Source organism: Paenibacillus sp. FSL P4-0176 (genome assembly GCF_037975265.1).
Classification (GTDB): domain Bacteria; phylum Bacillota; class Bacilli; order Paenibacillales; family Paenibacillaceae; genus Paenibacillus; species Paenibacillus amylolyticus.
Genome location: NZ_CP150242.1, coordinates 4,726,316 through 4,748,702 on the forward strand (window position 1 = coordinate 4,726,316; position 22,387 = coordinate 4,748,702).

The window sequence follows — 22,387 nt, forward strand, 5'->3', positions numbered from 1 at the left end:
TACCCCCCGATGATTTCTCATCCAAAGAGGTAACCTTATCTACTCAAATCTTGCTTACATTTGTGGAATAACTGCCACTACCAGCGCCAGGAACGACTCACGCACACGTTCCGTCGTCTCCATAACCTCATCATGTGACAGCGGCTGGTCCAGAATTCCAGCAGCCATGTTGCTGATACAGGAAATACCGAGTACTTCCAGGCCCGCGTGGCGTGCCACAATCACTTCAGATACAGTGGACATGCCCACTGCGTCTGCGCCCAGTGTACGCAGCATTCTGATCTCTGCCGGTGTTTCATAGTTCGGACCGAGCATACCTGCGTATACCCCTTCACGTACGTTAAAACCTTGTGATGCGGCCGTATCCTTCGCCAGCGCACGCAAACGGCGGCTATATGCTTCGGACAGATCCGGGAAACGCACGCCCAGTGCAGCGTCATTTGGTCCGATCAGTGGATTTTTGCCTGTGAGATTCAAGTGATCCGAGATCAGCATCAAGTCTCCAGCTTCATACGACGTATTCACACCACCCGCAGCATTGGTTACAAGCAGGCTACTTACACCCAGTTCTTTCATAACCCGTACCGGGAAAGCTGTCAATTCCGGACCATATCCTTCGTACATATGGAAACGGCCTTTCATCATCACAACTGGACGACCTTTAATGGTTCCGACCAATAGTTCACCTTCATGTCCTTCTACTGTGGACACCGGAAAATGTGGAATATCCTGATAAGCGATACTTACGCCATCTTCAATCAGTTCTGCCAGTACGCCAAGACCCGAACCCAAAATCAAACCGACTTCCGGCTTGATGGAGCTTTTGCTTTGAATATAAGATGCTGCTTCCGAAATCATTTGTTGGTTTAATGCTGTCATGCGATGTATGTTCCTCCTTGAGTTGAAACGATCCGTCTTATGTATAACGGCGTTTGGATGTATTCAATTTATTTTATCCTAAATCGGCCCAATGTTCCGCATTTATTTGTGAATGCCCTGCGTCAAAATCTATCTTGCCCTCGGATGATGGGTTTCATAGATTTCTTTCATGGTTTTGCGACCATGATTGCCATATTGTTGTCCAGGTTGCTCCACGTGACCCAGCATGTCTTGAACCGCACGTGTATCCGCCCCATTGGCAATCAGGTGTGCTGCAAAAGAATGACGAAGGGTATGCGGCGTAATTTCTTCCGAGATTCCCGCATCCACCGCCGCTTTTTTGAGCAGCTTCCAGAAGCCCTGCCGGGTTAAACGTCTACCAGATACATTCACGAATAGTGCCTGCTCGTCCGAATCGGTTTTGAGCAACTTGTTGCGGAATTCCTCCACATATACACTTGCCCAATGTGCAGCTGGTGCACCAATGGGAAGGATACGTTCCTTGCCCGCCCCACCGCATCGTATAAAGCGCATCCCTGGCTGTACATCCCGAATGTCAAGGGCAATCAGTTCCGAGACCCTAATGCCTGTAGCATATAACAGTTCAAGCATCGCTCGATCTCTCACACCCTGCGGTGAACGAGTATCAGGCGCTGTCAGCAGCTGTTCGATCTCCTGGATACTTAACACCTGTGGTGGCGTCTTGTCCGCCTTGGGAGCTTCCACATCAAACGTAGGGTCCTGTATAATATCACCCCGTCGCATCAAAAAATGAAAGTAGGAGCGCAGAGATACGATGCTGCGGGCAATGGTTGCATTGGCACGTCCTGCCTGTTTGAGCTGACCTGCAAACAGGACGACATGTGTACGTCTGACCTGGTCGGCTTCGCGTATGCCATATTCCTTATCTGCAAATTCAATGAACTTGTCCACGTCTCGGAGATACGATTCAAGCGTGCTGCTCGACATCCCTTTATCATCTTCCAAGTATAAGGCATAGGCGTGTATCGTCTGTTTCATGTACAACGCTCCTCAACTGACAGATCTGCCGCTCTGGCAGACTGCTCCCGTATTTGCATCCCTGGCTGTTCGAAGCTACTCCCCGTACCAATAGAACAAACGGAGACGCTCTGCCATCGTAGGACGTCCTTCTCCATTACCCGGCCAATCCGTTTCCTGAAATACTTTGATTGCATTGCCAGTTGGCATCTGATACTGATCCACAGGTGAGATCCAGCCATTAAACAGATCCAGAACATGATAGAACAGATAAACTAATGCAGCAAAAAATATAATAAATCGAATAAAACGGAGCCCTCTCCGCACTGATATAATCATGGGCGCGTCCCCTCCTGATTCGAATCCGGTAATGTCCTTGAATCAGGGTATGTCCATAAACACAGGTTTATGCCATTTGGGCGAAACTCCAGATCATGTCCGGTGCCAAAAAAGCTCTCCCGTCAAAACCGCCGGTGAGAGCTTGAAGATATGCTATGTTATTCTTCATCTTTGGGTTTCTGTTCATTTTTAGCTTTGCAACGATAACAAATTCCATGAAAGTCCAGTCGGTGATCTACTACCGAAAAGTTGAATTCCCGCTCCAAACGCTCTTCAAGCGGTCCAAGCCAGTCTTCACGTATTTCATCCATACTTCCGCATTGAACACAGATTAAGTGATGATGGTGATGCTTGGATGTATCTCCGCGCAGATCATAACGCGCTACACCGTCGCCGAAGTTGATTTTCTCTACAACATGCAGCTCACTCAGCAGTTCGAGGGTACGGTACACGGTTGCCAGACCGATTTCGGGAGCCTTTTCTTTAACGAGCATGAATACATCTTCTGCGCTCAGATGATCTTCTTCATTCTCAAGAAGTACTCTTAAGGTGGCTTCCCGCTGGGGCGTTAATTTATATCCTTGGGACTGTAGTTGCTGCTTAATTTTATCAATCCGTGCTTCCATTTTCTCCCTCCCCCTAGGAAATCACTGCACACTGCAACTTAACCCACTCTTTTCATTATAGGGGGAGTGCGTAATTAAAGTCAACATTTTACACTATACGGTGCACGTTAGGCCGGTAGTAACATTGGCGTGACCCAACGCATCATTGCAGGTGTAACCCATGTTTCAAAAGACGCCACGCCGAGCAGCAATGCAGCCATAACCAAAGTTAACACTATATATGAAGCAAAAGGCCTTTGTCGACCAGGTGTTCGCTGCATCAAAACACGATTACGAATGATGTATAACGAGAACGTCATCGCCGCTACACTGCAGATCAGGAGGATCGGAATGACAAATAGATTATGCGGTGCCACGGACACCAGTGCAAACAGCAGCCCTTTCCAGGAATACTGTCCAACAAGGTACCCCACTGTGAATCCAATGAGCACACCTTTCAAAAAATCCAGAACCAGTATACCGGGTAGTCCAACGACGGATAAACCCAGAATAAAGATCAGACCCACCCATTTCAGATGGAGCATGGCAATGTCCCAATATGCCCCGGTCTCAGTCACTTGTGCACTGTGCTGCACGGTCATGAAGAAATTGCCGAGATAACCCTCCAAATCCTGACGTTGCTCAAGAGACAATGCGTTCACCATGAGCGCGCCAAAAATCACGCCGACCAGAAACAAGACAGCCACGAATACATATAACGAAGTCTGACCTTTAAATGTAAAGTAGGAAGAGCGCATACAGGTACGAGTCCCCTTTCCGGTATCATGCTGCAAGGATTCTCATTTACATCCTCATAGTCATTCTTATGAACCGGAATGCACCTGTATGACTTCTTGTCCAGATTGGACCTCTGTATAGCGAAAGCTATATGAGTTGAACTAAAGATTATTTACACCGGTCACTCCGAGGCTTTTTCCTGAACAGCAACCTTTCCATACGTACCGCCACCTCCGGAGGACAGCTCCAGTTGTCCGTTCCGTGCAGCCACAATCAAGCCTGCCAGCACAGGTCCAACAACCGCAGCAAGCTCTTCCTCACGCGTGCGATGAAGTACGTTCATTTCTGTACCAAAATGGTCCAGTAGCTGGCGCAGTTTGGCTTTGCCAAGTCCCGGAATGAACTCCAGTGGCACCTGATAATGATAGGCTGGTCTGTTTGCAGGAACATGAGGACTCTCTCGATCAGAGATCGCCAGGATGCGATCCAGCACCCCCTGCACCAGCTTCAGACTACCACAGTGCGGACAACGCTCTGCTGACATCGCTTGCTCGTCCATAATGCTGCCACATGCTGCACAGTAAGTACGGTGATATTTGCCTAGCCTTGGATTCAGTCCATAATTGGCAGCTATGCTCCTGCCGGCTTCTCCTTGAAGTGCCATACGGAATTCATCAAAAGAAGGGGCAGCCACTTGCAGTTCGTTATACTCCCGTCCAATCTTACCGAGTGAATGAGCATCCGAATTGGTCAGAAAAGGGACATGATCCAACTCCCGAATATAACTGGCCATGGATGAGTCCGAGCTTAACCCCAGCTCTACCGCATCCACGAGGCTAGTATCCAGCACTTCGCCCATACGGGGGGCTGTACTGCCATAGATGCCTTTATGCGGTGTAAACACATGTGCAGGCACAATAAGTCCCCCACGTGCCTTAATCTCGGCCTGCATCTCTAGAGCGGGCACGTACACCCGCTGAGAACTGAGATTCACATTTTTCATATAACGTTTCATCCAGTCCGTGAAGGACTTCATCCTTTTCAAATCACGGAAGTACGCCAGCATATGGAACTCACGCATTCCAGGCTCGCGCAGCTCAATCTCTGTACCCAGCAGAATGGTGGTGTCCTGGTAGGCAATACCGCCGCCCTCAATCTCGGACATGGTGCCACTCTCCAGCAATTGCTCGATATCCATCTGTACAACCGGAGAATGACAATCAATAACACCAAGCAAATGAATTCCTTTGCGATCCGATGCTTCCCGGGCAATATTCTCAAATGTCAGATCACGACTGCCACTGATTTTAACAGCCTCACCCCGAGAGGTTCGTCCGATGTGGATATGCAGGTCTGTATAACAGGGCTCCCACGTCGTGGACGTTTCCAGTTGGTCTTGCATGCCTAGAACCGTCCTGTCGTTCTGTAAAGGTCCCACGCGTACACGGCCATCATCGTTTTGGCATCGCTAATCCGGTTCTCGTCCATAAGCGCATAAGCTTCCTCCAGAGTTATTTCGGCAACTTCAAGGAATTCATCTTCGTCCAGCGCCATGTCCCCTGCTTCCAACTCTTCAGCGATGTAAAGATGAATAATCTCATCTGCGAACCCCGGTGACGTGTAAAACGAACGCAAATGACGCAGCGACTTGGCTACATATCCCGTCTCTTCTCGCAATTCACGTGCTGCGGCAACCTCTGGTTCTTCACCCGGGTCCAGTTTCCCCGCAGGAATCTCCACTTCGGTGCGTCCCATTGCCTGACGATACTGATCCACAACAAGCATGCGATCCCCATTCAGAGCGAGTACAGCTACCGCTCCAGGGTGCCGGATTATCTCACGTGTAGCCGTTTGGCCATTCGGCAGTTTAACGGTATCGACTTGAAGTGAAATCACTTTGCCCTCGAAGATTGGCTTAGTGGATACGGTCACTTCATCTAGTTTTGGATTGGCAGGTTGCGCCGCGTGGATGGATTGGGCAGATTGATTTGGTTTCATTGGTTCTTCAACTCCATATCGTAGAATTATATATTCGGTTAATGTATATATCTCTGATTTTGGGCATATGGTGAGCGTATAGAATTCTCACAGCAAATATAAACGAATCAGGGGGACTTTCAATGAATAGTTATATGACGCCTCAATCCTTACACGTGGTAGGACAAGCCCGGCAAGTACAGCTTATACTCAAACAATGGTTGCGCGAGTGGGGCCCGGATGCCAAGTTAATCGATCTGCTCGCTGGACGTAAATGAATGGGTCATTGATCCATTCATCCAATGATTCAATTTGACCCTAAATTAACGAGTCTTCTCCCTTGAAATATAACATGAATTCGCAAAAAGTCCGAATCCGATACAGACCGGGTTCGGACTTTTGTTTAACAACATGTGAGGTAACATGTGCTCTATATTATTTCTTGTCAGCTGCCGTTTCCTGAATAATAGCTACGACTACCTGGGATAACTTCACAATGTCTTCGGCACGAATACGTTCTTTGGTTGTATGAATATCCTCATACCCTACCGCCAAGTTCACTGTTGGAAGGTCGAATCCGTTAAAGATATTGGCATCACTGCCACCACCGGAAGCAAACGTACTTGTCTCCAGCCCAATACTGCGGATGGCACGCTGTGCAAGTTGTACAACTTCGTGTTCATCATGGAAGCCAAATGCAGGGTAAAGGATCTCACTTCTGAATTCAGCTGTTGCACCGTATTTGCGACAAGTCGTTTCCAACGCGTCACGCATCTGTGCAACCTGCAATTCAACTTTCTCCTGAACAATACTGCGAGCTTCCGCTTCAAGCTGTACAAAGTCACATACCACATTGAGTGCTGACCCACCCTGGAATTTGCCAATGTTTGCTGTTGTCTCGTCATCAATTCTGCCCAGTGTCATCGCTGCAATTGCTTTTGCGGCAACCTGAATGGCGCTGATCCCGTCTTCCGGATTCACGCCAGCATGGGCAGACTTACCATAGATGCTCATTTGAATTTCAGCTCTCGCTGGAGCAGCAACACAGATCGTGCCTACAGCTCCATTAGAATCCAGCGCATAACCGAACTCGGCATCGATATCCTTCGGATTCATGGCACGTGCACCCACCAGTCCAGACTCTTCGCCGACCGTAATGACAAATTGAATTTTACCATGTGGAATCTTGTTTTCCTGGATCACTCGAATCGCTTCAAACAATGCCGCAATCCCTGCTTTGTCATCTGCTCCCAGGATCGTTGTTCCATCACTGCGGATCCAGCCATCTTCACCCAGTTCAGGCTTGATTCCCTGTCCCGGCGTCACGGTGTCCATATGACATGTGAAAAAGATCGGTGCAACCCCTTCAGTTCCTTCGGCTTCCCAGGTAATGACGAGGTTTCCTGCGCCATGTCCGGTTTGCTCCATGGTATCATCCTCATAGACATGAAGACCAAGCTCTGCAAACTGTTCTTTTAACACCTTCGAGATGTTCTGTTCATTTTTCGTTTCACTATCAATCTGCACCAGTTCCATGAACTGATCGATAACACGTTGTTGTTTAATCATAGGACTTTCCTCCCTCTCGTAGATACGGTACAATACAATTACTATGGTTTGTTTACTTTATGTTGAAAGGAGTTCTCTCATCATGCAAAAAAAGAAATGGTTCAAAATCATCATCTATCTCATGCTGATCGCCATGATCGGGTCCACCCTTTTCATAGCTCTCGAACCGTTGCTGTTTGGATAGCAACCTAAAGCCTTTCGACGACCTGTTTACAGACGTTGAAGGGCTTCTTTTTCCGTGACCCAATTAATTTGATATGGAAAAATACGATTAAAGTACGGAACAATCTCCTGCGCTACTTGCTCCACCGCATAGGACTTGCCCGTTATATCCTCCAGTGAGGTAACGCCATACTGTTCAATCCCACAAGGAACAATCCCCTGAAAACCTGCATGTTGAATGCCTGAGCTGATGTTAAAAGCAAACCCGTGACTGGTCACAAAACCGCGGCGGTGTTTGCAACGATTAAACTTGATGCCGATTGCAGCAATCTTCATATCACCAATCCACACACCCGTGTACCCCTCTTTGCGTCCAGCTTCAATGCCCTGGTCTGCGAGATAATCCATAAGCACCTGCTCAAGTTTCCGTAGATAGCCGTGCAGATCCAGGTCTTCATCCCGACCAAGAATCAATAACGGGTAACCTACCAACTGGCCCGGGCCATGATAAGTAATATCACCGCCACGGTCAATTTGAAACAAAGAAATCCCTTGCTCACGCAACTCTTCCGGACTGAGAAGCAGATGCTCCGGATGATTTTGTGAGCCGATCGTATACGTTGGTGGATGCTGTAAAAGCAACATCTGCTCCGCTCCCTCGCCCTCGTCCAATCGCTGCACAATCGCTTTCTGGCGGTTCCAAGCCTCTTCATAATCAAGCATTGGTATGTATGCAACATCCAGCGGCTTGCTCATGATTCCCCACACCCTTCTGCTTCAGGTTCAGTGTACAATTGAGCACCTGTCCGTAGACAGCAGGAAAAGTGCACGGCCTCCGGCACATACACTTTCCCGACAACTATTTACTTAATACACCTTGGTCTCCATGGTATATCCTTCAAGGTTTTCTTTGACACGTTGCAAGAAACGTCCGCTGATTACCCCATCCAGGATTCGGTGATCCAGCGACAGACACAGGTTAGCCATCGAGCGAACAGCGATCATATCATTAATAACCACTGGTTTCTTGACAATCGACTCGAATGTAAGAATGGCTGCCTGCGGGTAGTTAATGATTGGCTGGGACAGGATCGAACCAAATGAACCGGTGTTGTTCACCGTGAACGTACCACCTTGCATATGGTCCAGCTTCAACGTACCTTCACGTGTTTTACGAGCTAGCTCATCGACTTCACGGGCCAGACCTGCAATATTTCGCTGATCGGCATGTTTGATTACGGGTGTAAGTACAGAATCTTCGGTTCCTACCGCCATGGACAGGTTAATGTCCCGTTTGACGATAATTTTGTCCACTGCCCATACCGAGTTCATGATTGGGTAGTCTTTAATCGCGTTAACGACTCCCTTCATCATGAAGGACAGATATGTCAGATTGATGCCTTCCTTACGCTTGAACTCATCCTTGAGTTTATTGCGCAGCATCACAAGATTGGTTACGTCCACTTCGATCATCGTCCATGCATGCGGGATTTCCGATACGCTTTGACGCATATTCCGGGCAATGGCATTACGCACAGGGGTAACATCGATGAAATACTCCGATCTTCCCTGGCCGCCACCTTCCACTTCGATCTGTGGAATTTTCGGACTTTCGGTTAGATGAATGCCTGAATGTCTCACAGGAACACCTGCATCGGACGCTGAGATCGCTTCTCCAGCGGTTAAACCCATTTCTCCATTTCCACGATTCACTCCGCTGAATGGAGAAGCAGACGGCACACCAGAAGGTGTATGCTGTGCTACAGGAGATGATGCTGGTGCAGACGATCCAGCCGCGTTACCTCCCTGTGCAACAAATGTCAGCACATCTTTGCGGGTAATACGGCCACCGGCACCGGTGCCTTGGATGCTTTGCAAGTTCAAGCCATGCTCTGCTGCCAAGGATTGCACTGCCGGGGAATACCGATTACGCATCGGCTGGTTCGGATCATGTCCTGCTGTATTTGACGCGGCAAGAGGAGTGGGGCTCGCATGTTGCTGCACTTGCTCCTGTTGCTGCGATACTTGTGTTACTTGCTCAGCCGCTTCTTCGTCAGAAGCTGCGACCTGCATGCGGCAGATTGCTTCACCAACAGCAATCGTTGTGCCCTCTTCCACCAAAAGGTCACCCATAATTCCATCCACAGTGGATGGAATCTCGGCATTAACTTTATCAGTGATTACTTCACAGATCGGCTCGTACTGTTCCACACGGTCGCCCGGTTTTTTCAACCATTTGCCTATGGTAGCCGAGACCAGCGATTCCGCCAATTGCGGCATAATGACCTCGATCCATTTCATACGTTCAGCCATTTGATTATCACTCCAAACTTTACTTTTAAACGATCCAAAAAACGAAATTAAAACTCGGCAAGTGTACGCATTGCTGCTTTGGCTTTGTCTTTGCTCAGCATGTAGAATTTCTCCAATGTTGGGCTAATTGGCATGGCCGGCACATCAGGTCCGCAGAGACGCTGAATCGGTGCATCCAGTTCAAATAGACATTCCTCACTAATAATTGCGGCAACTTCGGCACCTACACCACCCGTTTTGTTATCTTCGTGTACGATCAGCACTTTGCCTGTCAGACGAGCGGAAGCAATAATCGCTTCACGATCCAACGGTTGCAATGTGCGCAGATCGAGAACGTGTGCTGTAATGCCTTCTTCACGCTCCAGCTCCTCAGCAGCCTGCATGACAAAATGCAGCGGCTGACTGTAACCGATCACGGTAATATCCGCACCCTCACGAAGTACATTGGCCTTACCAATCGGAACGATGTAATCATCTTCAGGCACATCTTCCTTAATAAGTTTGTAGCATTTTTTATTTTCAAAAAAGAGTACCGGGTCCGGGTCGCGAATAGCGGCCTTGAGCAGTCCCTTAGCATCGTATGCCGAGTAGGGAGCTATAATTTTCAGACCAGGCGTACCAAAGAAAATCGATTCCGGACATTGGGAGTGATACAACCCACCGAAGATCCCGCCACCAATCGGCGCACGGATAACAATCGGACAGCTCCAGTCATTGTTGGAACGATAGCGAATTTTTGCCGCTTCACTAATGATCTGGTTGGTTGCTGGCAACATGAAGTCCGAATATTGCATTTCGGCAATCGGCTTCATGCCATACATCGCTGCACCAATGGCAACACCTGCAATAGCGGATTCAGACAATGGTGTGTCCATCACTCGCATTTCGCCAAACTGATCTTGCAGCCCTTTAGTTGTGGTAAACACACCACCTTTTAGACCTACGTCTTCACCAAGGATAAAAACATTCTCATCCCGTTCCATCTCTTCTTTCATCGCGAGACGGATTGCATCAATATATTCCATCACTGCCATACTTACCGTCCCCCTTCTTCGCTGTCCGCATAAACGTGCGTCAGAGTGTCCTCAGGTTTAGGATATGGCGCGTTGTCTGCATATTCAGTTGCTTCTTTCATTTCCATCGCAAGCTGGGAAGCCAGATCCGCATCCCGGGCTTCGTCCCAGATGCCACAATCGATCAAGTAGTTCTTCATGCGAGGAACGCCATCTTTCTTCCAGTTCTCCTCAACTTCCTCTTTAGTCCGGTAAGCCAGATCATTATCGGAGGTGGAGTGAGGTGACAACCGATACATCATCGCTTCAATCAGTGTCGGGCCTTCCCCGGCTATAGCACGGCGACGCGCTTCCTTCACTGCAGCATATACTTCTAATGCATCGTTACCATCTACACGCAGTCCGGGGAACCCGTATCCTTGTGCTCGATCGGATATTTTGCCGCTCAACTGTTTGTGAATCGGTACCGAAATTGCATATTGATTGTTCTCACACATAATAATGACAGGCAATTTATGCACACCTGCAAAGTTGGCTCCCTCATGGAAGTCACCCTGATTGCTTGATCCTTCGCCAAACGTAACAAAAGAAACAAATTCTTGCTTCTTCATTTTGGCAGCCAGTGCAAATCCAACAGCGTGCGGAACCTGTGTTGTAACCGGGCTGGAACCTGTCACAATCCGCAGCTTTTTGTGACCGAAGTGACCCGGCATTTGCCGACCGCCACTATTCGGATCTTCCGCCTTCGCAAAAGCAGACAACATCAACTCACGCGGAGTCATGCCTACCGCCAGTACAAAACCGTAATCGCGGTAATAAGGTAAATAATAATCGTGATCCCGATCCAGACCAAAAGCAGCGCCTACTTGCGCAGCTTCCTGTCCTACACCGGATACGTGAAAGTTAATTTTGCCAGCCCGTTGCAAGAGCAAGCAACGCTCGTCAAACTTGCGCGCGAGCAGCATGTATTTGTACATATCCAATACTTCACCATCGCTAAGTCCCAGCTGTTGATGCCGGTGGACCGCGTCTGCAGTACCTTGTGAACTCATATGAGGTACCTCCTTTTAATCAGAGCCTGTGCCACTCTTACTACCCGATCTTATAACCTGGTACTAAGACTTGGCTTAACCTTATTATAATCCCTTTTACCCAAAAAAGGAAAGGACCTTTCTCATAAGCTTGTTTGGCTTACATTCCAATGGCCTTTCCATCGACCGCCAACATGACTTCACCCATAATTTCCGACAGAGAAGGGTGCGGATGAATGGTTTGTCCGACTTCCCAAGGTGTGGCATCCAGCATCTGAGCCAGAGAAGCCTCAGCGATTAATTCCGTCACATGGGTGCCAATCATATGTACCCCCAATATATCATTCGTCTTGGCATCTGCGATCACCTTCACGAATCCATCCCGACTTCCGTGAATGAGTGATTTGCCAATAGCCGAAAATGGGAACTTGCCTGTTTTAATATCATAGCCACGTTCTTTGGCTTCACGCTCGGTGAATCCGATGCTTGCTGCTTCCGGACGTGTGTACACACAGCGCGGGATACGGTGGGATTCTACGGCATGTACCGTTTCGCCCGCCAGATGATCGACAGCGAGAATGCCTTCATGACTTGCGGCATGTGCAAGCTGTAAACCGCCGATGCAGTCACCAATGGCGTAGATGTGACCTTCACCGGTCTGTAACTGTTTGTTCACAGCGATGAACCCACGCTCCAGTTTGATATCTGTATTTTCGAGTCCGATATTTTCGACATTAGCCTGACGTCCAACCGATACGAGCATTTTCTCCGCTCTCAGCGTTTCCTGTTTATCTTCACCAAGCTGCACATCAATCTGGATGCCCTCTTGATCTGTGCTATATGTTTCCGTTAGAACAGTGGCACCTGTCAGGAAACGAACACCTCGTTTGCCGAGCAATCGCTGCATTTCTCTGGCAACATCCTCATCCTCGGCAGGCAACACGTGAGCAGCTGCTTCTACTACTGTGATGTCTACGCCAAAGTCATTCAGCATGGATGCCCACTCCAGTCCAATCACACCCCCACCGACAATGATGAGTGATGCAGGAAGTTCATCCATACGCAGTGCTTCGTCGCTGCTCATTATGAATTTGCCGTCCGGTTCCAGGCCCGGCAACACACGTGGACGCGAACCAGTGGCAATGATGAGATTGGTTGGAACTACCGTATCCATCTCGCCATCTTCAAACTCCACAGCGACTGCTCCGCTCTGCGGTGAGAAGATGGATGGTCCGATGACGCGACCTTTCGCGTGTACAACCTGGATTTTATTTTTTTTCATCAAATACTGAACGCCCTGATGGAGCTGTTCGACAATTGCATCCTTGCGCGCCTGTACTTTGGGAAATACAAGTGTAGCTCCAGCTGTCTCGATACCATACGTCTCGCTCTCCTGGATCTCGGCGTATACTTCCGCACTTTTCAGCAAAGCCTTACTCGGAATACAGCCTCGATGCAGACAGGTACCGCCAAGCTTGTCCTTCTCAATGATAACAACCTGTTTTCCCAGCTGTGCAGCCCGGATCGCGGCTACATATCCACCGGTTCCTCCTCCAAGAATTGCAACATCACATGTAATTGGCATCTCTCATGCTCTCCTCTATGAATCAAATTTCAATATAATTTATGATGGCTTAAATCATAGTTTAGCTTATACCCTCTATATGCCATTGTACTCTCCTTGAGCGGTCAACTCAAAGTTTGAACCAATCACACATGGACAGCCTATGCATTCCAAGCTATGATGGAATCAGGTATGATCTGTAAGCGTAACCTTTATTTAATGTCGACTTTGGCAGAAAGGGTATAATGCTCATGAATACAAGATTAGTCTTTGCGCGATTTTTGGCAATTGTTGTCCTGGTCATCCCCGGTTTAATGGCAATGAAGGGTTTTCTGATGATGAAAGATGCCCTGTTCCTATATTATGCCGAGCACGGGAACGAACTGATTTCACCAGGGTTCCAGTGGCTTTCCTTTGGTGGTGGACTTGTCCTTTTTGCCGCAGGTATGAGTTTTCTGGGAGGCTGGATCTTGTTCCGTGACCGCAAGCGTAATTATGTAGGTCCCCGTTTCCGGTCCAAAAGTGTACCCGAAAAAGCAGAGACGCCCGGAAGGACTCCATGAGTCCGGGCTTTTTGTGTGTTTAGACAACACACCGCCTACTTTACATAGACAGGATGGATCATCATGGTATCATTTCTAATCACGTTACAACGATTGCTCAAAGGCATTTTCCATGCGTTCAAAGACCCTAAGTTTCTGGCTCTGTTCGCGTTAACGGCAGCAACGTTGCTGTCAGGCACTTTATTTTACACTCGTGTTGAAGGTCTGCACTGGATCGATGCGTTATACTTCTGTGCGGTTACCCTGACTACGGTGGGACATCCTGAATTTGTGCCAACCACCGGATTCAGCAAAGCCTTTACCGTGATCTACATGTTTGCAGGCATTGGTCTCACCTTTGCCATGATTGCCAGAATTACAGCAGGTATTTTGTTCCCTCGCAAATTAAAGACAGAAGAGGACCCGGAGTAATCTCCGGGTCATTCGTATAAGGCATCCCGCAGTTTGGTAGACATACGTGATTCTTTGGAAGAAGACTTCAAGATCGTTCTACGCAAGGTAAGGTTACTTGCCTGCAGTCTCTCCGCTTCTGCGAACAGTTCTGCAAATAACGCCTGCGCCGCTTCATCTAGTGATCCCTGTTCTTTCAGGCTTTCATATCGCTCTTGAAGTGATGATAATGCTTCACTCATACTAAACACCTCTTTTCACAACTCCTGTTAACTAGCTGCCGTAACCAATACCTTAACAATCCATATAGTAACACAAAGCTGCGCAGATTAGTTCTGGCTCTTTTCAAAGATTTTGTGGTACTCTGTAAAGGTCGCTTTTTTTGTTGAATCCCGTATGTGAGAGGAGTAGCAGCACCGTGCAAACAGGACGTATTACCGTAATTACTGGACCCATGTTCAGTGAAAAATCCGGTGAACTCATTCGCCGTTGTCAGAAATTAATACAATTTGGCCGTAAAAAGGTTGTGGCCTACAAACCAGCCGAGGATAATCGGTTTGCCCAGGACGAGATCGTAAGCCGAATTGGTTATCGACTCCCTGCCCATTCCATTCCCCGGCAATTAACCCCGGAATCCGTAGAAATGATCTTGAACCAAACCATAGATGCTGATGTTGTTGCATTTGATGAAGTACAATTTTTCAGCAGTGCCATTATGGAACTTGTCTCGGAGTTAGCGTATTGTGGCAAACATGTCATTGTGGACGGACTTAATATGGATTACCGTGGTAAGGAATTCGGATATGTCGGTGGTTTGCTTGCCATGGCAGATGACATTGAGAAACTCTCGGCTTTCTGTGCGGTATGTGGCAGCCCAGATGCAGCCTTTACGCAACGTATCGTCAATGGGGAGCCTGTTACCTTGGGTCCGGTTGTAATGATTGGCGATTCAGAAGCTTACGAGCCACGCTGTCGTTGCTGCTTCATTCCTCCTCACAAAGTTGAATGCTCATCATAATTTCTAAAAGATCGATCTTAGATTTCTTCCAAAAAGGCCCCTTGGGGCTTTTTTTGTTATAGAAGTAACATCGCACAAAAAAGCACCGCTTCGCAGCGATGCTTCCAGAGTCACTTCCCGCTAGTCCCGGGAAACAAAATATTTGTTGGTCATGTAGTAAGCGTCACCACGCGACGTTTCCACCATTCCTTTTTTGGCATCCAAAAATACAATTTCTTTACACTTTGTACAGTACCATTTTGTGCGCTTGTATGGGGATTCCGTCACATAAGCCGTGCCACATTTACAATCAATCTTCATTAATAACTCGGTTGATTTATAAGCACTGGACAAGCGTTCCAGGTTATCCTGCTGCTGTGTAGGCATAATGGTCTGTTGATAATCCGATAAATGATTTTGAACCTTGAAGTCTGCTACCAATCCTGCATTCAATCCAAAAAACTCCTTGCCGATTTCGGTCACGAAGCGCTTCTCATTTCTGTAGCAATCCAGCCACTCAATAATCTGCTTATTAGACAGTGGAACCGTACCCTTGATACCGCTGTTTAAGGTGTAGGTCATGATGTATAAAGTATCGTCTTGTCTACCTGAGTACATTAGAATCCTCCTTCGAATACATTTGCTAATGTACTACAAAAACGCGCATAAATCAAAAAAATCTTATTTCCTGAGCGCATCTCTTCTTATTAAATGGGAAACATTCCACGTTCATCCGCCAAAGACTTACAAGAACTGCATACACCTGAAACATTTCCCTGTGGCGCCGCATAATGCACGACCGATTTAACGTTTTTCTTGCATATGGAACAGTAGTGCCTCCTTTCCTTTTTTGGGATATAGTCCGATAGCTTAACCACGTTTTTGTTCGGTCGGAATCGTTGTAAGAAACCCGGCCATTTCATCTCGCTTCACTCTTTCTTGTTCGTCTACTTCGTAGTCATTTTTTTCTCTGGGCTAATAATCATCTCGTCTTTTTTTATGTATACGATTCCAAGTTGTGCGTGCCTATCTCATAATCTATTCGACGTTTTGGGCGTTTTTCCTGTTTTTAATCTCTACACATATAAAAAAAACCGACAGAACCTGCTCTCCTTTTTTTCGGAAGAACAGTATTTTAGTCGGTTCCAGCCTTATTTATAAAAAGTTCCCAGAACGTCCAGCTCTGATGAACGCTCAATTCGAAATGGATAGATATAACCCTGATTCATTCGGGTAAATTTGCGGCTCCACAGATCCAGTCCCGATGTGAACTGATAGGCCTGATATATAAACTTGGAGCAGTAATTGCGCTCAATACTGCGCAGATTGGTCTGCAAACGGTAGAATTTTACCTGCTTGTAATGGTCGTGTACCCACCCGGCTGCTTTCATTCCTGCCTCATTCAGTCTGGAACGGAATACAATGAAACGATCTCCTTCATAAAAACGCGTGAGATACCACTCTAATGAATCAGCAAATACAGGCCCATAAGGGTGCACATGATACACCTTGCCGTCGAGGCCAATAATGCCCATATGCCCGGCGTAATACGTCGATTCTGAGCTTGGCGTGTACACAATATCCCCTGGCTCTAGCTTCATCTCGCCCAACACGTTAATAGGTAAGTCCTGATGCAGCCGTTTGGCTGCTGAACGTTCACGCCGCCCTTCAACCAACAAGCGATGAAGCGCACCAGCAAGTGCGAGATACATTTCAGACCATTTGATCTTTTTTTTATCAGATCGTTTGAACCACCGCTGGATGAAGGTGAAACCTCGTTGTGGCTGTGATCCCTTTTTCATACGCTGCACTCCACTCTGACCTAGTTATTGTATCTATATAAGTTGAATTAAAGTTTATTTACACTGACACTACGATGACAGAACAATCTTCCAATCGCTGTTATCCCCAGATTTTTTCGATTCCCTTTTTCTTAAGGGAAAATCCGGTGATAAAGGCGACCGCTTCGCTTTTTCAGATTTTTTCTGTCCTCTCCGTTATCGTGTAAATGATTATTTCAACTTATATAGTGTCATTCTACAGTTTCTCAGCCTTATTATAGACATTTGGTGGTTCATGTTCAATTCTAAGCGTGTTCTATCTTGTGCCATTATGCCTTCTTATTACCCATTTTATGCAAAAAAGATGACTTCGGAATGAACCGAGGCCACTGAAAAAGTCCAACATCTATAAACAGATATCCCTCCTCATTTTTTTGAGGAGGGATATTTGTTTTCCTGTATAATTAAATGATTAATTTCAGGTGGTGTCTCGGATGATTTCAAACCAACAATCTCTTAACCTTAGTGCATTTATGGACATATACGATATCGTCGTACCTAAAGATAATATGCTTCGTCAAATCAATGATCTCGTAGATTTTTCATTTGTTCAGGTAGAATTGCAGCATAGATACTGCCTCGACAATGGTCGCAATGCAGTGCCTCCCATTCGAATGTTCAAATACCTATTGTTGAAATCCATTTTCGATGTATCCGATGCGGATGTTGTGGAACGTTCTAAATATGACATGTCCTTTAAGTACTTTTTAGATATGGCGCCTGAAGATGAAGTCATTAATTCTAGTTCACTAACGAAGTTTCGCAAGCTTCGCTTGAAAGATGTGAACCTCCTCGACATACTAATTCAAAAGACCATGAAGATCGCGTTGGAGAAAGAAATTATCAAAAGCAGCGCAATTATTGTGGATGCCACCCATACGAAAGCGCGATTTAATCAGCTATCACCCAAAGAAATATTAATGCAAAAGTCTAAGTTGTTGAGAAAATCCGTTTACAAGATCGATGAAAAAATGAAGGATAAATTCCCACCGAAAACAACGACGAACGAATTATCTGATGAACTGGACTATTGCCAAAAAGTTGTAGATGCAGTAGAAAAAGAAGAATCTCTCCGTGAATACCCAAAGGTGAAAGAAAAGCTGAACTACTTAAAAGAAATCATAGCTGATCACCATGAGCACTTTCAACTCAGCAATGATCCAGATGCACGAATAGGTCACAAAACGGCAGACTCCTCGTTCTTCGGTTACAAAACACATTTTGCTATGAATGGAGAACGAATTATTACAGCTGCGGTAATTACGACTGGTGAGAAAAGTGATGGAAAACAACTCCAAACTCTCATTGAAAAAAGTCGTGACACAGGTATGAAGATCGATACCGTCATTGGAGATACTGCCTATTCTGAAAAAGATAATATTCAATATGCCAATCACAACGAACTACAATTAATATCAAAATTAAACCCTAATATCACACAAGGAACTCGTAAAAAAGAAGATGAATTTGAGTTTAATAAAGATGCATGTATGTACGTTTGTAAAGCTGGACATATGGCGATTCAAAGAGCGCGCACAGGTAAGAAAGGTATGAATAATAACCAAAAGAATACCTACATGTTTGACATTGAAAAATGCAAAGTATGCCCAATGAAAGACGGGTGCTATAAAGAAGGTGCGAAAAGTAAAACCTATTCTGTAACCATCAAATCGACCGAACATAAGGAACATGAGGCATTTCAAAGTAGCGATAGTTTCAAAGAAAAATCGAAAGAACGTTATAAAATTGAAGCGAAAAATAGCGAACTCAAGCACAGACACGGGTATGATGTTGCATCGTCCTCGGGTCTTGTTGGCATGCAAATGCAAGGTGCCATGGCCATATTTACTGTTAATCTCAAGCGAATCATTACACTCATGGAAGACTCAAAGTAAAAGGATAGAGAAAAAGGCTATATTCCGTTCCAATGTGAACGAAATATAGCCTTTTTGATTTAAAATGAATCTTAACAAATTAAAATCGTAAGTTTTTCAGTGGCCTCGAATGAACCCGAAGTCATCTTAATATAACCGATCGCAGACCTTTATTCTTCTACAACGCCAAGGGCTTTATTTTTCTCTTTAAAGCGACTGTTATGGGAAGAAACATAAGCCACTTTTTCCGCTTCAGGGTCCATGTATAGCTTCGCACTGTTTACCGCTAGGGCTGCATCTGTGAAAGTACCCGCAATCAGGTACAGTTTGCTACCATAATCTACAAAATCGCCTGCGCCAAACACGCCGGGAATATTGGTTTGCAATCTCTCTGTTGTAGTGACATGCCATTCGCCAAGATCAAGTCCCCAATCCCGGATTGGACCAAAGTCACTCTTCATGCCATGGTTTACAATGACAGCATCGACTTCAAGCAGTTCAGTTTCACCTGTATCCACGTGTGAGATGGTCACCTGTTCAATCACATCACCACTCATACTATGCAGTGTCTCTACCGCATATGGTGTACGGACATCTACAGAGGATTCTCTCATACGCAGTACATTACGCTCCAACCCGCCAAAGCGGTCACGACGATGCACAACCGTAACTTGCTCTGCCAGGGCTTCCAGTTCATTCGCCCAGTCCACAGCAGAGTCGCCTCCACCCGAGATCAACACACGTTTACCACGGAATGGCTCCAGTTCTTGCACAGTATAGTGGAGATTGCTAACCTCGTAACGGTCTGCACCTTCAAGCTCCAGCTTGGCCATTTTATATATACCATATCCGATTGCCAAAATGACGGTACGTGTCCAGTGTTGCTCACCTGTTGCAGAAGTTAACAGAATTGTGCCATCAGGTTGACGCTCGAATCCTTCGATCTGTTGTTCAAATACGAGGGTTGGCTCAAAAGTTCTCGCCTGTTCTTCCAATTGTTTGATCAGATCTTCACATAGAATTGGCGTCACACCCCCGACATCCCAGATCATTTTCTCCGGATAAAAGAGCATGCGACCTCCCAATCTGTCACGTGCCTCAATCAACTTGGTCTTCATATCTCGCATGCCGCTATAAAAGGCAGAGTACATGCCCGCAGGGCCACCGCCGATAATGGTTACATCATAAAGTTCCAACTGCTGATTCATATTAAAAATACCTCCGTTAATTCGATCCAGAACATCGAGTATTTGATATCGATTCTCATTATCACTTAAATCCTAGTGTAATGGTAATCTTATCAAAATACAATGGCTAAAAAACAAACATTTCTTGTACAAAAATTCTACGAACACATCTGCTCTTTACTATTGCGCTCTTGGAGCCGCCAACAACTTTTCAACAACAAAATCAAGTTGTTTATTAATTGAATAGATATCCGAATAGTAGAAGAAATCAAAATCAATCTCAATTAGGCGACCTTCTTTAACAGCCGGGATGCTACTCCATATTGGATCATCCGTAAGGTTATCTGCCCCTTCATACACCGAACGAAACACGTAGTCCCCGATATACTCAGGCAGTACTTCCATGGATAAATTGGAGCCTCCCGCTTCCGAAACTACATCAATTTTCTTTTGTACCACTTCAGGTGCTTTCATCCCCAAGTATTCATATAATGCCTGAGATCCTCGGCCATATTGCTTGCTCTCTACAACGACCATACCTTTCAAACCGCCCTCCACAATGGAAATCGTTTTGTCTAATATGCCTGCGTCTGCTAGTGTTTGCTTACTCTCTTCGACTTTGCTATTGAGATTATTGATTAATGTCTCAGCTTCCTGTTCTTTGCCAAAAATACTCGCTATACTCTGGAGTCTTTCTTCTGTTGTCATTTTCTCGTATGGAATATATACCGTAGGTGCGATATCCTTTAACAACGTATACGTCTCTTCTGATGGAACAATGATTAGATCCGGATCAAGGTCAATGACAGCTTCAGGATTCGGTTCGAACCAGGTACCTAGTGAATTTACACCTTCAAGCTCACTCTTGTAGGCAGCCCCGTTGAATACTTCAGATGTAGCAATTGGCTTAATTCCAAGCGCAACGACGTCTCCCTGGAGGTATAGTACAACAACCCGTTTAGGATTTGCTGGAACAACTACGTCACCCTTAACCGTCGAGACCGTGCGTGTTTCATTGTCTTTGTTTGTCTGGCTTCCTGTGTCGGATGATACTGCCGTACTACTGTTATTGGAACTGGCACCCGTTCCTTCGCCAGCTGCTGGTGTTGTTGCTGTACCTGAAGAGCAGGCTGCGAGGAGCATCGTTATGCTCAATAATGCAACCATAATCATACTGGAACTTGTTTTTCTTCTTTTCATTGGTGTAGACCCTCCGTCTATATATTGATAATGATTCTCATAATCAATATATCCCGACTTCCATCTTCGGCCAATGGACGATTCAGAGATTACCAATGGACGATCCTCTGTTCTCGCTTCTTCTCTCATCTTTCGTTGATACTGAATCGGAGAGATCCCCACATGTTTTTTGAAGATACGACTAAAATAATACACATCCGAATAACCCACTTCTGCTGAAATTTCACTCAGCGTTGCATCAGATCGTACAAGCAGATTCCGAGCCTTGGCGATTCGAGTCTGAATTAAATAATCAATGGGACTGTGACCCGTCTGTCGTTTGAATTGCATGGATAAATGTCGGGAGCTGTAGTTGAATTGTTCAGCCAGGAAATCAAGTGTGACCTGTTCCCTATAATGGTTCTGTATATAACGAAGTGTCTGTTTCACCGGGTCAGCAAGCTCTGTTTTGATCTCCTGCTCTGCCAACTGAACCATCATTTCATGAATGAATTGGTAAAATAAACTTTTGGTATGAAGCAGATCCAGACTGCCAGATTGAATCCATGCACCCTCAAGCTCATCAAGGTAACGTAACAACCCCAGCGGACTACTCGGTGCAAATCCATATTGCAAGGAGAACGGTGTAACTTCCGGCTGTGCCAATAACCACTTTTTACGATAACTAGGAAAGGCAAGAAATGCTCTGTAATAGAGCAGAATATATTCGAAATCTTCGTTGGTTTGGATATCCAGTGAAGATCCTTTCGCCCCATGAAGCATGTAGAACCGCTCTGCCTTGTATGTTTGTCCATCCAACTGAAGCACAGCCGATCCTCGAATCGTATATATAAAACCATTTGCCGGAAGTGTGTAGGAACTCAGTTGTGCCCCTGCCTCCATAACGATTCGGCGTATATCCAGAACCTTAACAGCGGCATGATTCCAGCATTTCATTTGTTCGTCTAATTGCATCGAATACTCTCCAATCCCAACCCCAACCTCACCCGGAATAAAGTCCTTACAAGGTCATCATTCTGCCACACATCCGATAACATATGTGTAGCAGAGGTTCACTAATATACCTTTATTATAAATGATAATAATTTTCATTATCAACTGAAATTTAGAGTGGAATTGGATTTCATCTCATCAATCACTTGTTGA

24 protein-coding genes are annotated in these 22,387 nt (G+C 46.1%); 6 read left to right on the forward strand and 18 right to left on the reverse strand.

From position 1 onward, the window contains the following. Nucleotides 1–54: 54 nt before the first annotated feature. From MKY95_RS21945 to MKY95_RS21975, 7 genes are all read right to left on the reverse strand, one after another. Nucleotides 55–879 (reverse strand): purine-nucleoside phosphorylase, encoded by an 825-nt coding sequence (locus tag MKY95_RS21945; RefSeq protein WP_036607861.1) that lies wholly within the window; start codon nt 877–879, stop codon nt 55–57. 129 nt (nt 880–1,008) lie between these two features. Further along, nucleotides 1,009–1,899 carry a tyrosine recombinase gene (locus MKY95_RS21950; protein WP_036607863.1) on the reverse strand — a complete coding sequence of 297 codons (891 nt, stop codon included), beginning with the start codon at nt 1,897–1,899 and terminating at the stop codon, nt 1,009–1,011. 75 nt (nt 1,900–1,974) lie between these two features. Beyond that, the gene (locus MKY95_RS21955) at nt 1,975–2,217 is read right to left on the reverse strand and encodes a DUF4227 family protein (RefSeq protein ID WP_017687632.1); all 243 of its coding nucleotides are present in this window, start codon (nt 2,215–2,217) and stop codon (nt 1,975–1,977) included. Between the two features lie 158 nt (nt 2,218–2,375). After that, entirely contained in the window at nt 2,376–2,843 is a 468-nt protein-coding gene (locus MKY95_RS21960; RefSeq protein ID WP_036607866.1) for a Fur family transcriptional regulator, read from the reverse strand. Between the two features lie 107 nt (nt 2,844–2,950). Beyond that, on the reverse strand, nt 2,951–3,580 hold the full coding sequence (spoIIM, locus tag MKY95_RS21965; protein ID WP_017687629.1) for a stage II sporulation protein M: 630 nt from the start codon (nt 3,578–3,580) through the stop codon (nt 2,951–2,953). 161 nt (nt 3,581–3,741) lie between these two features. Next, nucleotides 3,742–4,962, reverse strand: coding sequence for an endonuclease Q family protein (locus MKY95_RS21970; protein ID WP_339194407.1), 1,221 nt, complete (start codon nt 4,960–4,962; stop codon nt 3,742–3,744). A gap of 2 nt (nt 4,963–4,964) precedes the next feature. After that, nucleotides 4,965–5,558: an NUDIX hydrolase gene (locus tag MKY95_RS21975; protein ID WP_051447058.1), complete on the reverse strand. Its 594-nt coding sequence runs from the start codon at nt 5,556–5,558 to the stop codon at nt 4,965–4,967. Nucleotides 5,559–5,680: 122 nt separating this feature from the next. Here MKY95_RS21975 and MKY95_RS21980 point away from each other — a divergent pair, with 122 nt between their 5' ends. After that, nucleotides 5,681–5,815, forward strand: coding sequence for a Z-ring formation inhibitor MciZ (locus MKY95_RS21980; protein ID WP_100527202.1), 135 nt, complete (start codon nt 5,681–5,683; stop codon nt 5,813–5,815). A gap of 157 nt (nt 5,816–5,972) precedes the next feature. On the opposite strand, the gene MKY95_RS21985 is transcribed toward MKY95_RS21980, so the two are convergent. After that, entirely contained in the window at nt 5,973–7,106 is a 1,134-nt protein-coding gene (locus MKY95_RS21985) for a M20/M25/M40 family metallo-hydrolase (protein ID WP_036607871.1), read from the reverse strand. Nucleotides 7,107–7,188: 82 nt separating this feature from the next. On the opposite strand from MKY95_RS21985, the gene prli42 reads away from it, so the two are divergent. Then, a complete protein-coding gene (prli42, locus tag MKY95_RS21990) occupies nt 7,189–7,290 on the forward strand; it encodes a stressosome-associated protein Prli42 (protein ID WP_017687624.1) in 102 nt (33 codons plus the stop codon). 26 nt (nt 7,291–7,316) lie between these two features. Here the strand turns inward: prli42 and lipB are convergent, their stop codons facing one another. From lipB to lpdA, 5 genes are all read right to left on the reverse strand, one after another. Then, the gene (gene lipB / locus MKY95_RS21995) at nt 7,317–8,024 is read right to left on the reverse strand and encodes a lipoyl(octanoyl) transferase LipB (protein ID WP_036607873.1); all 708 of its coding nucleotides are present in this window, start codon (nt 8,022–8,024) and stop codon (nt 7,317–7,319) included. A 111-nt stretch (nt 8,025–8,135) separates the two neighbouring features. Beyond that, nucleotides 8,136–9,581: a dihydrolipoamide acetyltransferase family protein gene (locus tag MKY95_RS22000; protein WP_036607875.1), complete on the reverse strand. Its 1,446-nt coding sequence runs from the start codon at nt 9,579–9,581 to the stop codon at nt 8,136–8,138. A 47-nt stretch (nt 9,582–9,628) separates the two neighbouring features. Beyond that, nucleotides 9,629–10,615, reverse strand: coding sequence for an alpha-ketoacid dehydrogenase subunit beta (locus MKY95_RS22005; RefSeq protein ID WP_017687621.1), 987 nt, complete (start codon nt 10,613–10,615; stop codon nt 9,629–9,631). Between the two features lie 2 nt (nt 10,616–10,617). Beyond that, a complete protein-coding gene (locus MKY95_RS22010; RefSeq protein ID WP_036607878.1) occupies nt 10,618–11,646 on the reverse strand; it encodes a thiamine pyrophosphate-dependent dehydrogenase E1 component subunit alpha in 1,029 nt (342 codons plus the stop codon). A gap of 139 nt (nt 11,647–11,785) precedes the next feature. Next, the gene (gene lpdA / locus MKY95_RS22015) at nt 11,786–13,210 is read right to left on the reverse strand and encodes a dihydrolipoyl dehydrogenase (RefSeq protein WP_339194411.1); all 1,425 of its coding nucleotides are present in this window, start codon (nt 13,208–13,210) and stop codon (nt 11,786–11,788) included. A 230-nt stretch (nt 13,211–13,440) separates the two neighbouring features. Here lpdA and MKY95_RS22020 point away from each other — a divergent pair, with 230 nt between their 5' ends. Together MKY95_RS22020 and MKY95_RS22025 are read left to right on the forward strand one after the other, a co-directional pair. Beyond that, on the forward strand, nt 13,441–13,752 hold the full coding sequence (locus tag MKY95_RS22020) for a DUF2627 domain-containing protein (protein ID WP_036607881.1): 312 nt from the start codon (nt 13,441–13,443) through the stop codon (nt 13,750–13,752). Between the two features lie 63 nt (nt 13,753–13,815). After that, nucleotides 13,816–14,163 carry a potassium channel family protein gene (locus MKY95_RS22025; protein ID WP_036607883.1) on the forward strand — a complete coding sequence of 116 codons (348 nt, stop codon included), beginning with the start codon at nt 13,816–13,818 and terminating at the stop codon, nt 14,161–14,163. An 8-nt stretch (nt 14,164–14,171) separates the two neighbouring features. Here MKY95_RS22025 and MKY95_RS22030 read toward each other — a convergent pair whose 3' ends face one another. Next, on the reverse strand, nt 14,172–14,384 hold the full coding sequence (locus MKY95_RS22030) for a hypothetical protein (protein WP_076318970.1): 213 nt from the start codon (nt 14,382–14,384) through the stop codon (nt 14,172–14,174). A 176-nt stretch (nt 14,385–14,560) separates the two neighbouring features. Here MKY95_RS22030 and MKY95_RS22035 point away from each other — a divergent pair, with 176 nt between their 5' ends. Beyond that, nucleotides 14,561–15,160 carry a thymidine kinase gene (locus MKY95_RS22035; protein WP_017687615.1) on the forward strand — a complete coding sequence of 200 codons (600 nt, stop codon included), beginning with the start codon at nt 14,561–14,563 and terminating at the stop codon, nt 15,158–15,160. Nucleotides 15,161–15,280: 120 nt separating this feature from the next. On the opposite strand, the gene MKY95_RS22040 is transcribed toward MKY95_RS22035, so the two are convergent. Next, nucleotides 15,281–15,757, reverse strand: coding sequence for a hypothetical protein (locus MKY95_RS22040; RefSeq protein WP_017687614.1), 477 nt, complete (start codon nt 15,755–15,757; stop codon nt 15,281–15,283). Between the two features lie 533 nt (nt 15,758–16,290). Next, nucleotides 16,291–16,941, reverse strand: coding sequence for a hypothetical protein (locus MKY95_RS22045; protein ID WP_036672336.1), 651 nt, complete (start codon nt 16,939–16,941; stop codon nt 16,291–16,293). Between the two features lie 473 nt (nt 16,942–17,414). Between MKY95_RS22045 and MKY95_RS22050 the strand changes: the two genes are divergently transcribed. Further along, a complete protein-coding gene (locus tag MKY95_RS22050) occupies nt 17,415–18,875 on the forward strand; it encodes an IS1182 family transposase (RefSeq protein WP_339194416.1) in 1,461 nt (486 codons plus the stop codon). 149 nt (nt 18,876–19,024) lie between these two features. Here the strand turns inward: MKY95_RS22050 and MKY95_RS22055 are convergent, their stop codons facing one another. Both MKY95_RS22055 and MKY95_RS22060 read right to left on the reverse strand, forming a co-directional pair. Then, complete coding sequence (locus MKY95_RS22055) at nt 19,025–20,062, reverse strand: NAD(P)/FAD-dependent oxidoreductase (protein WP_338706487.1); 1,038 nt, start codon at nt 20,060–20,062, stop codon at nt 19,025–19,027. Between the two features lie 159 nt (nt 20,063–20,221). Next, nucleotides 20,222–22,195 (reverse strand): AraC family transcriptional regulator, encoded by a 1,974-nt coding sequence (locus tag MKY95_RS22060; RefSeq protein ID WP_339194419.1) that lies wholly within the window; start codon nt 22,193–22,195, stop codon nt 20,222–20,224. Nucleotides 22,196–22,387: the final 192 nt, after the last annotated feature.

What these genes read in the sequence shown, in the direction of transcription:
- MKY95_RS21945 (WP_036607861.1), bottom strand. Translation starts at nt 879, where the DNA reads ATGACAGCATTAAACCAACAAATGATTTCGGAAGCAGCATCTTATATT.
- MKY95_RS21950 (WP_036607863.1), bottom strand. Translation starts at nt 1,899, where the DNA reads ATGAAACAGACGATACACGCCTATGCCTTATACTTGGAAGATGATAAA.
- MKY95_RS21955 (WP_017687632.1), bottom strand. Translation starts at nt 2,217, where the DNA reads ATGATTATATCAGTGCGGAGAGGGCTCCGTTTTATTCGATTTATTATA.
- MKY95_RS21960 (WP_036607866.1), bottom strand. Translation starts at nt 2,843, where the DNA reads ATGGAAGCACGGATTGATAAAATTAAGCAGCAACTACAGTCCCAAGGA.
- spoIIM (WP_017687629.1), bottom strand. Translation starts at nt 3,580, where the DNA reads ATGCGCTCTTCCTACTTTACATTTAAAGGTCAGACTTCGTTATATGTA.
- MKY95_RS21970 (WP_339194407.1), bottom strand. Translation starts at nt 4,962, where the DNA reads ATGCAAGACCAACTGGAAACGTCCACGACGTGGGAGCCCTGTTATACA.
- MKY95_RS21975 (WP_051447058.1), bottom strand. Translation starts at nt 5,558, where the DNA reads ATGAAACCAAATCAATCTGCCCAATCCATCCACGCGGCGCAACCTGCC.
- MKY95_RS21980 (WP_100527202.1), top strand. Translation starts at nt 5,681, where the DNA reads ATGAATAGTTATATGACGCCTCAATCCTTACACGTGGTAGGACAAGCC.
- MKY95_RS21985 (WP_036607871.1), bottom strand. Translation starts at nt 7,106, where the DNA reads ATGATTAAACAACAACGTGTTATCGATCAGTTCATGGAACTGGTGCAG.
- prli42 (WP_017687624.1), top strand. Translation starts at nt 7,189, where the DNA reads ATGCAAAAAAAGAAATGGTTCAAAATCATCATCTATCTCATGCTGATC.
- lipB (WP_036607873.1), bottom strand. Translation starts at nt 8,024, where the DNA reads ATGAGCAAGCCGCTGGATGTTGCATACATACCAATGCTTGATTATGAA.
- MKY95_RS22000 (WP_036607875.1), bottom strand. Translation starts at nt 9,581, where the DNA reads ATGGCTGAACGTATGAAATGGATCGAGGTCATTATGCCGCAATTGGCG.
- MKY95_RS22005 (WP_017687621.1), bottom strand. Translation starts at nt 10,615, where the DNA reads ATGGCAGTGATGGAATATATTGATGCAATCCGTCTCGCGATGAAAGAA.
- MKY95_RS22010 (WP_036607878.1), bottom strand. Translation starts at nt 11,646, where the DNA reads ATGAGTTCACAAGGTACTGCAGACGCGGTCCACCGGCATCAACAGCTG.
- lpdA (WP_339194411.1), bottom strand. Translation starts at nt 13,210, where the DNA reads ATGCCAATTACATGTGATGTTGCAATTCTTGGAGGAGGAACCGGTGGA.
- MKY95_RS22020 (WP_036607881.1), top strand. Translation starts at nt 13,441, where the DNA reads ATGAATACAAGATTAGTCTTTGCGCGATTTTTGGCAATTGTTGTCCTG.
- MKY95_RS22025 (WP_036607883.1), top strand. Translation starts at nt 13,816, where the DNA reads ATGGTATCATTTCTAATCACGTTACAACGATTGCTCAAAGGCATTTTC.
- MKY95_RS22030 (WP_076318970.1), bottom strand. Translation starts at nt 14,384, where the DNA reads ATGAGTGAAGCATTATCATCACTTCAAGAGCGATATGAAAGCCTGAAA.
- MKY95_RS22040 (WP_017687614.1), bottom strand. Translation starts at nt 15,757, where the DNA reads ATGTACTCAGGTAGACAAGACGATACTTTATACATCATGACCTACACC.
- MKY95_RS22045 (WP_036672336.1), bottom strand. Translation starts at nt 16,941, where the DNA reads ATGAAAAAGGGATCACAGCCACAACGAGGTTTCACCTTCATCCAGCGG.
- MKY95_RS22050 (WP_339194416.1), top strand. Translation starts at nt 17,415, where the DNA reads ATGATTTCAAACCAACAATCTCTTAACCTTAGTGCATTTATGGACATA.
- MKY95_RS22055 (WP_338706487.1), bottom strand. Translation starts at nt 20,062, where the DNA reads ATGAATCAGCAGTTGGAACTTTATGATGTAACCATTATCGGCGGTGGC.
- MKY95_RS22060 (WP_339194419.1), bottom strand. Translation starts at nt 22,195, where the DNA reads ATGCAATTAGACGAACAAATGAAATGCTGGAATCATGCCGCTGTTAAG.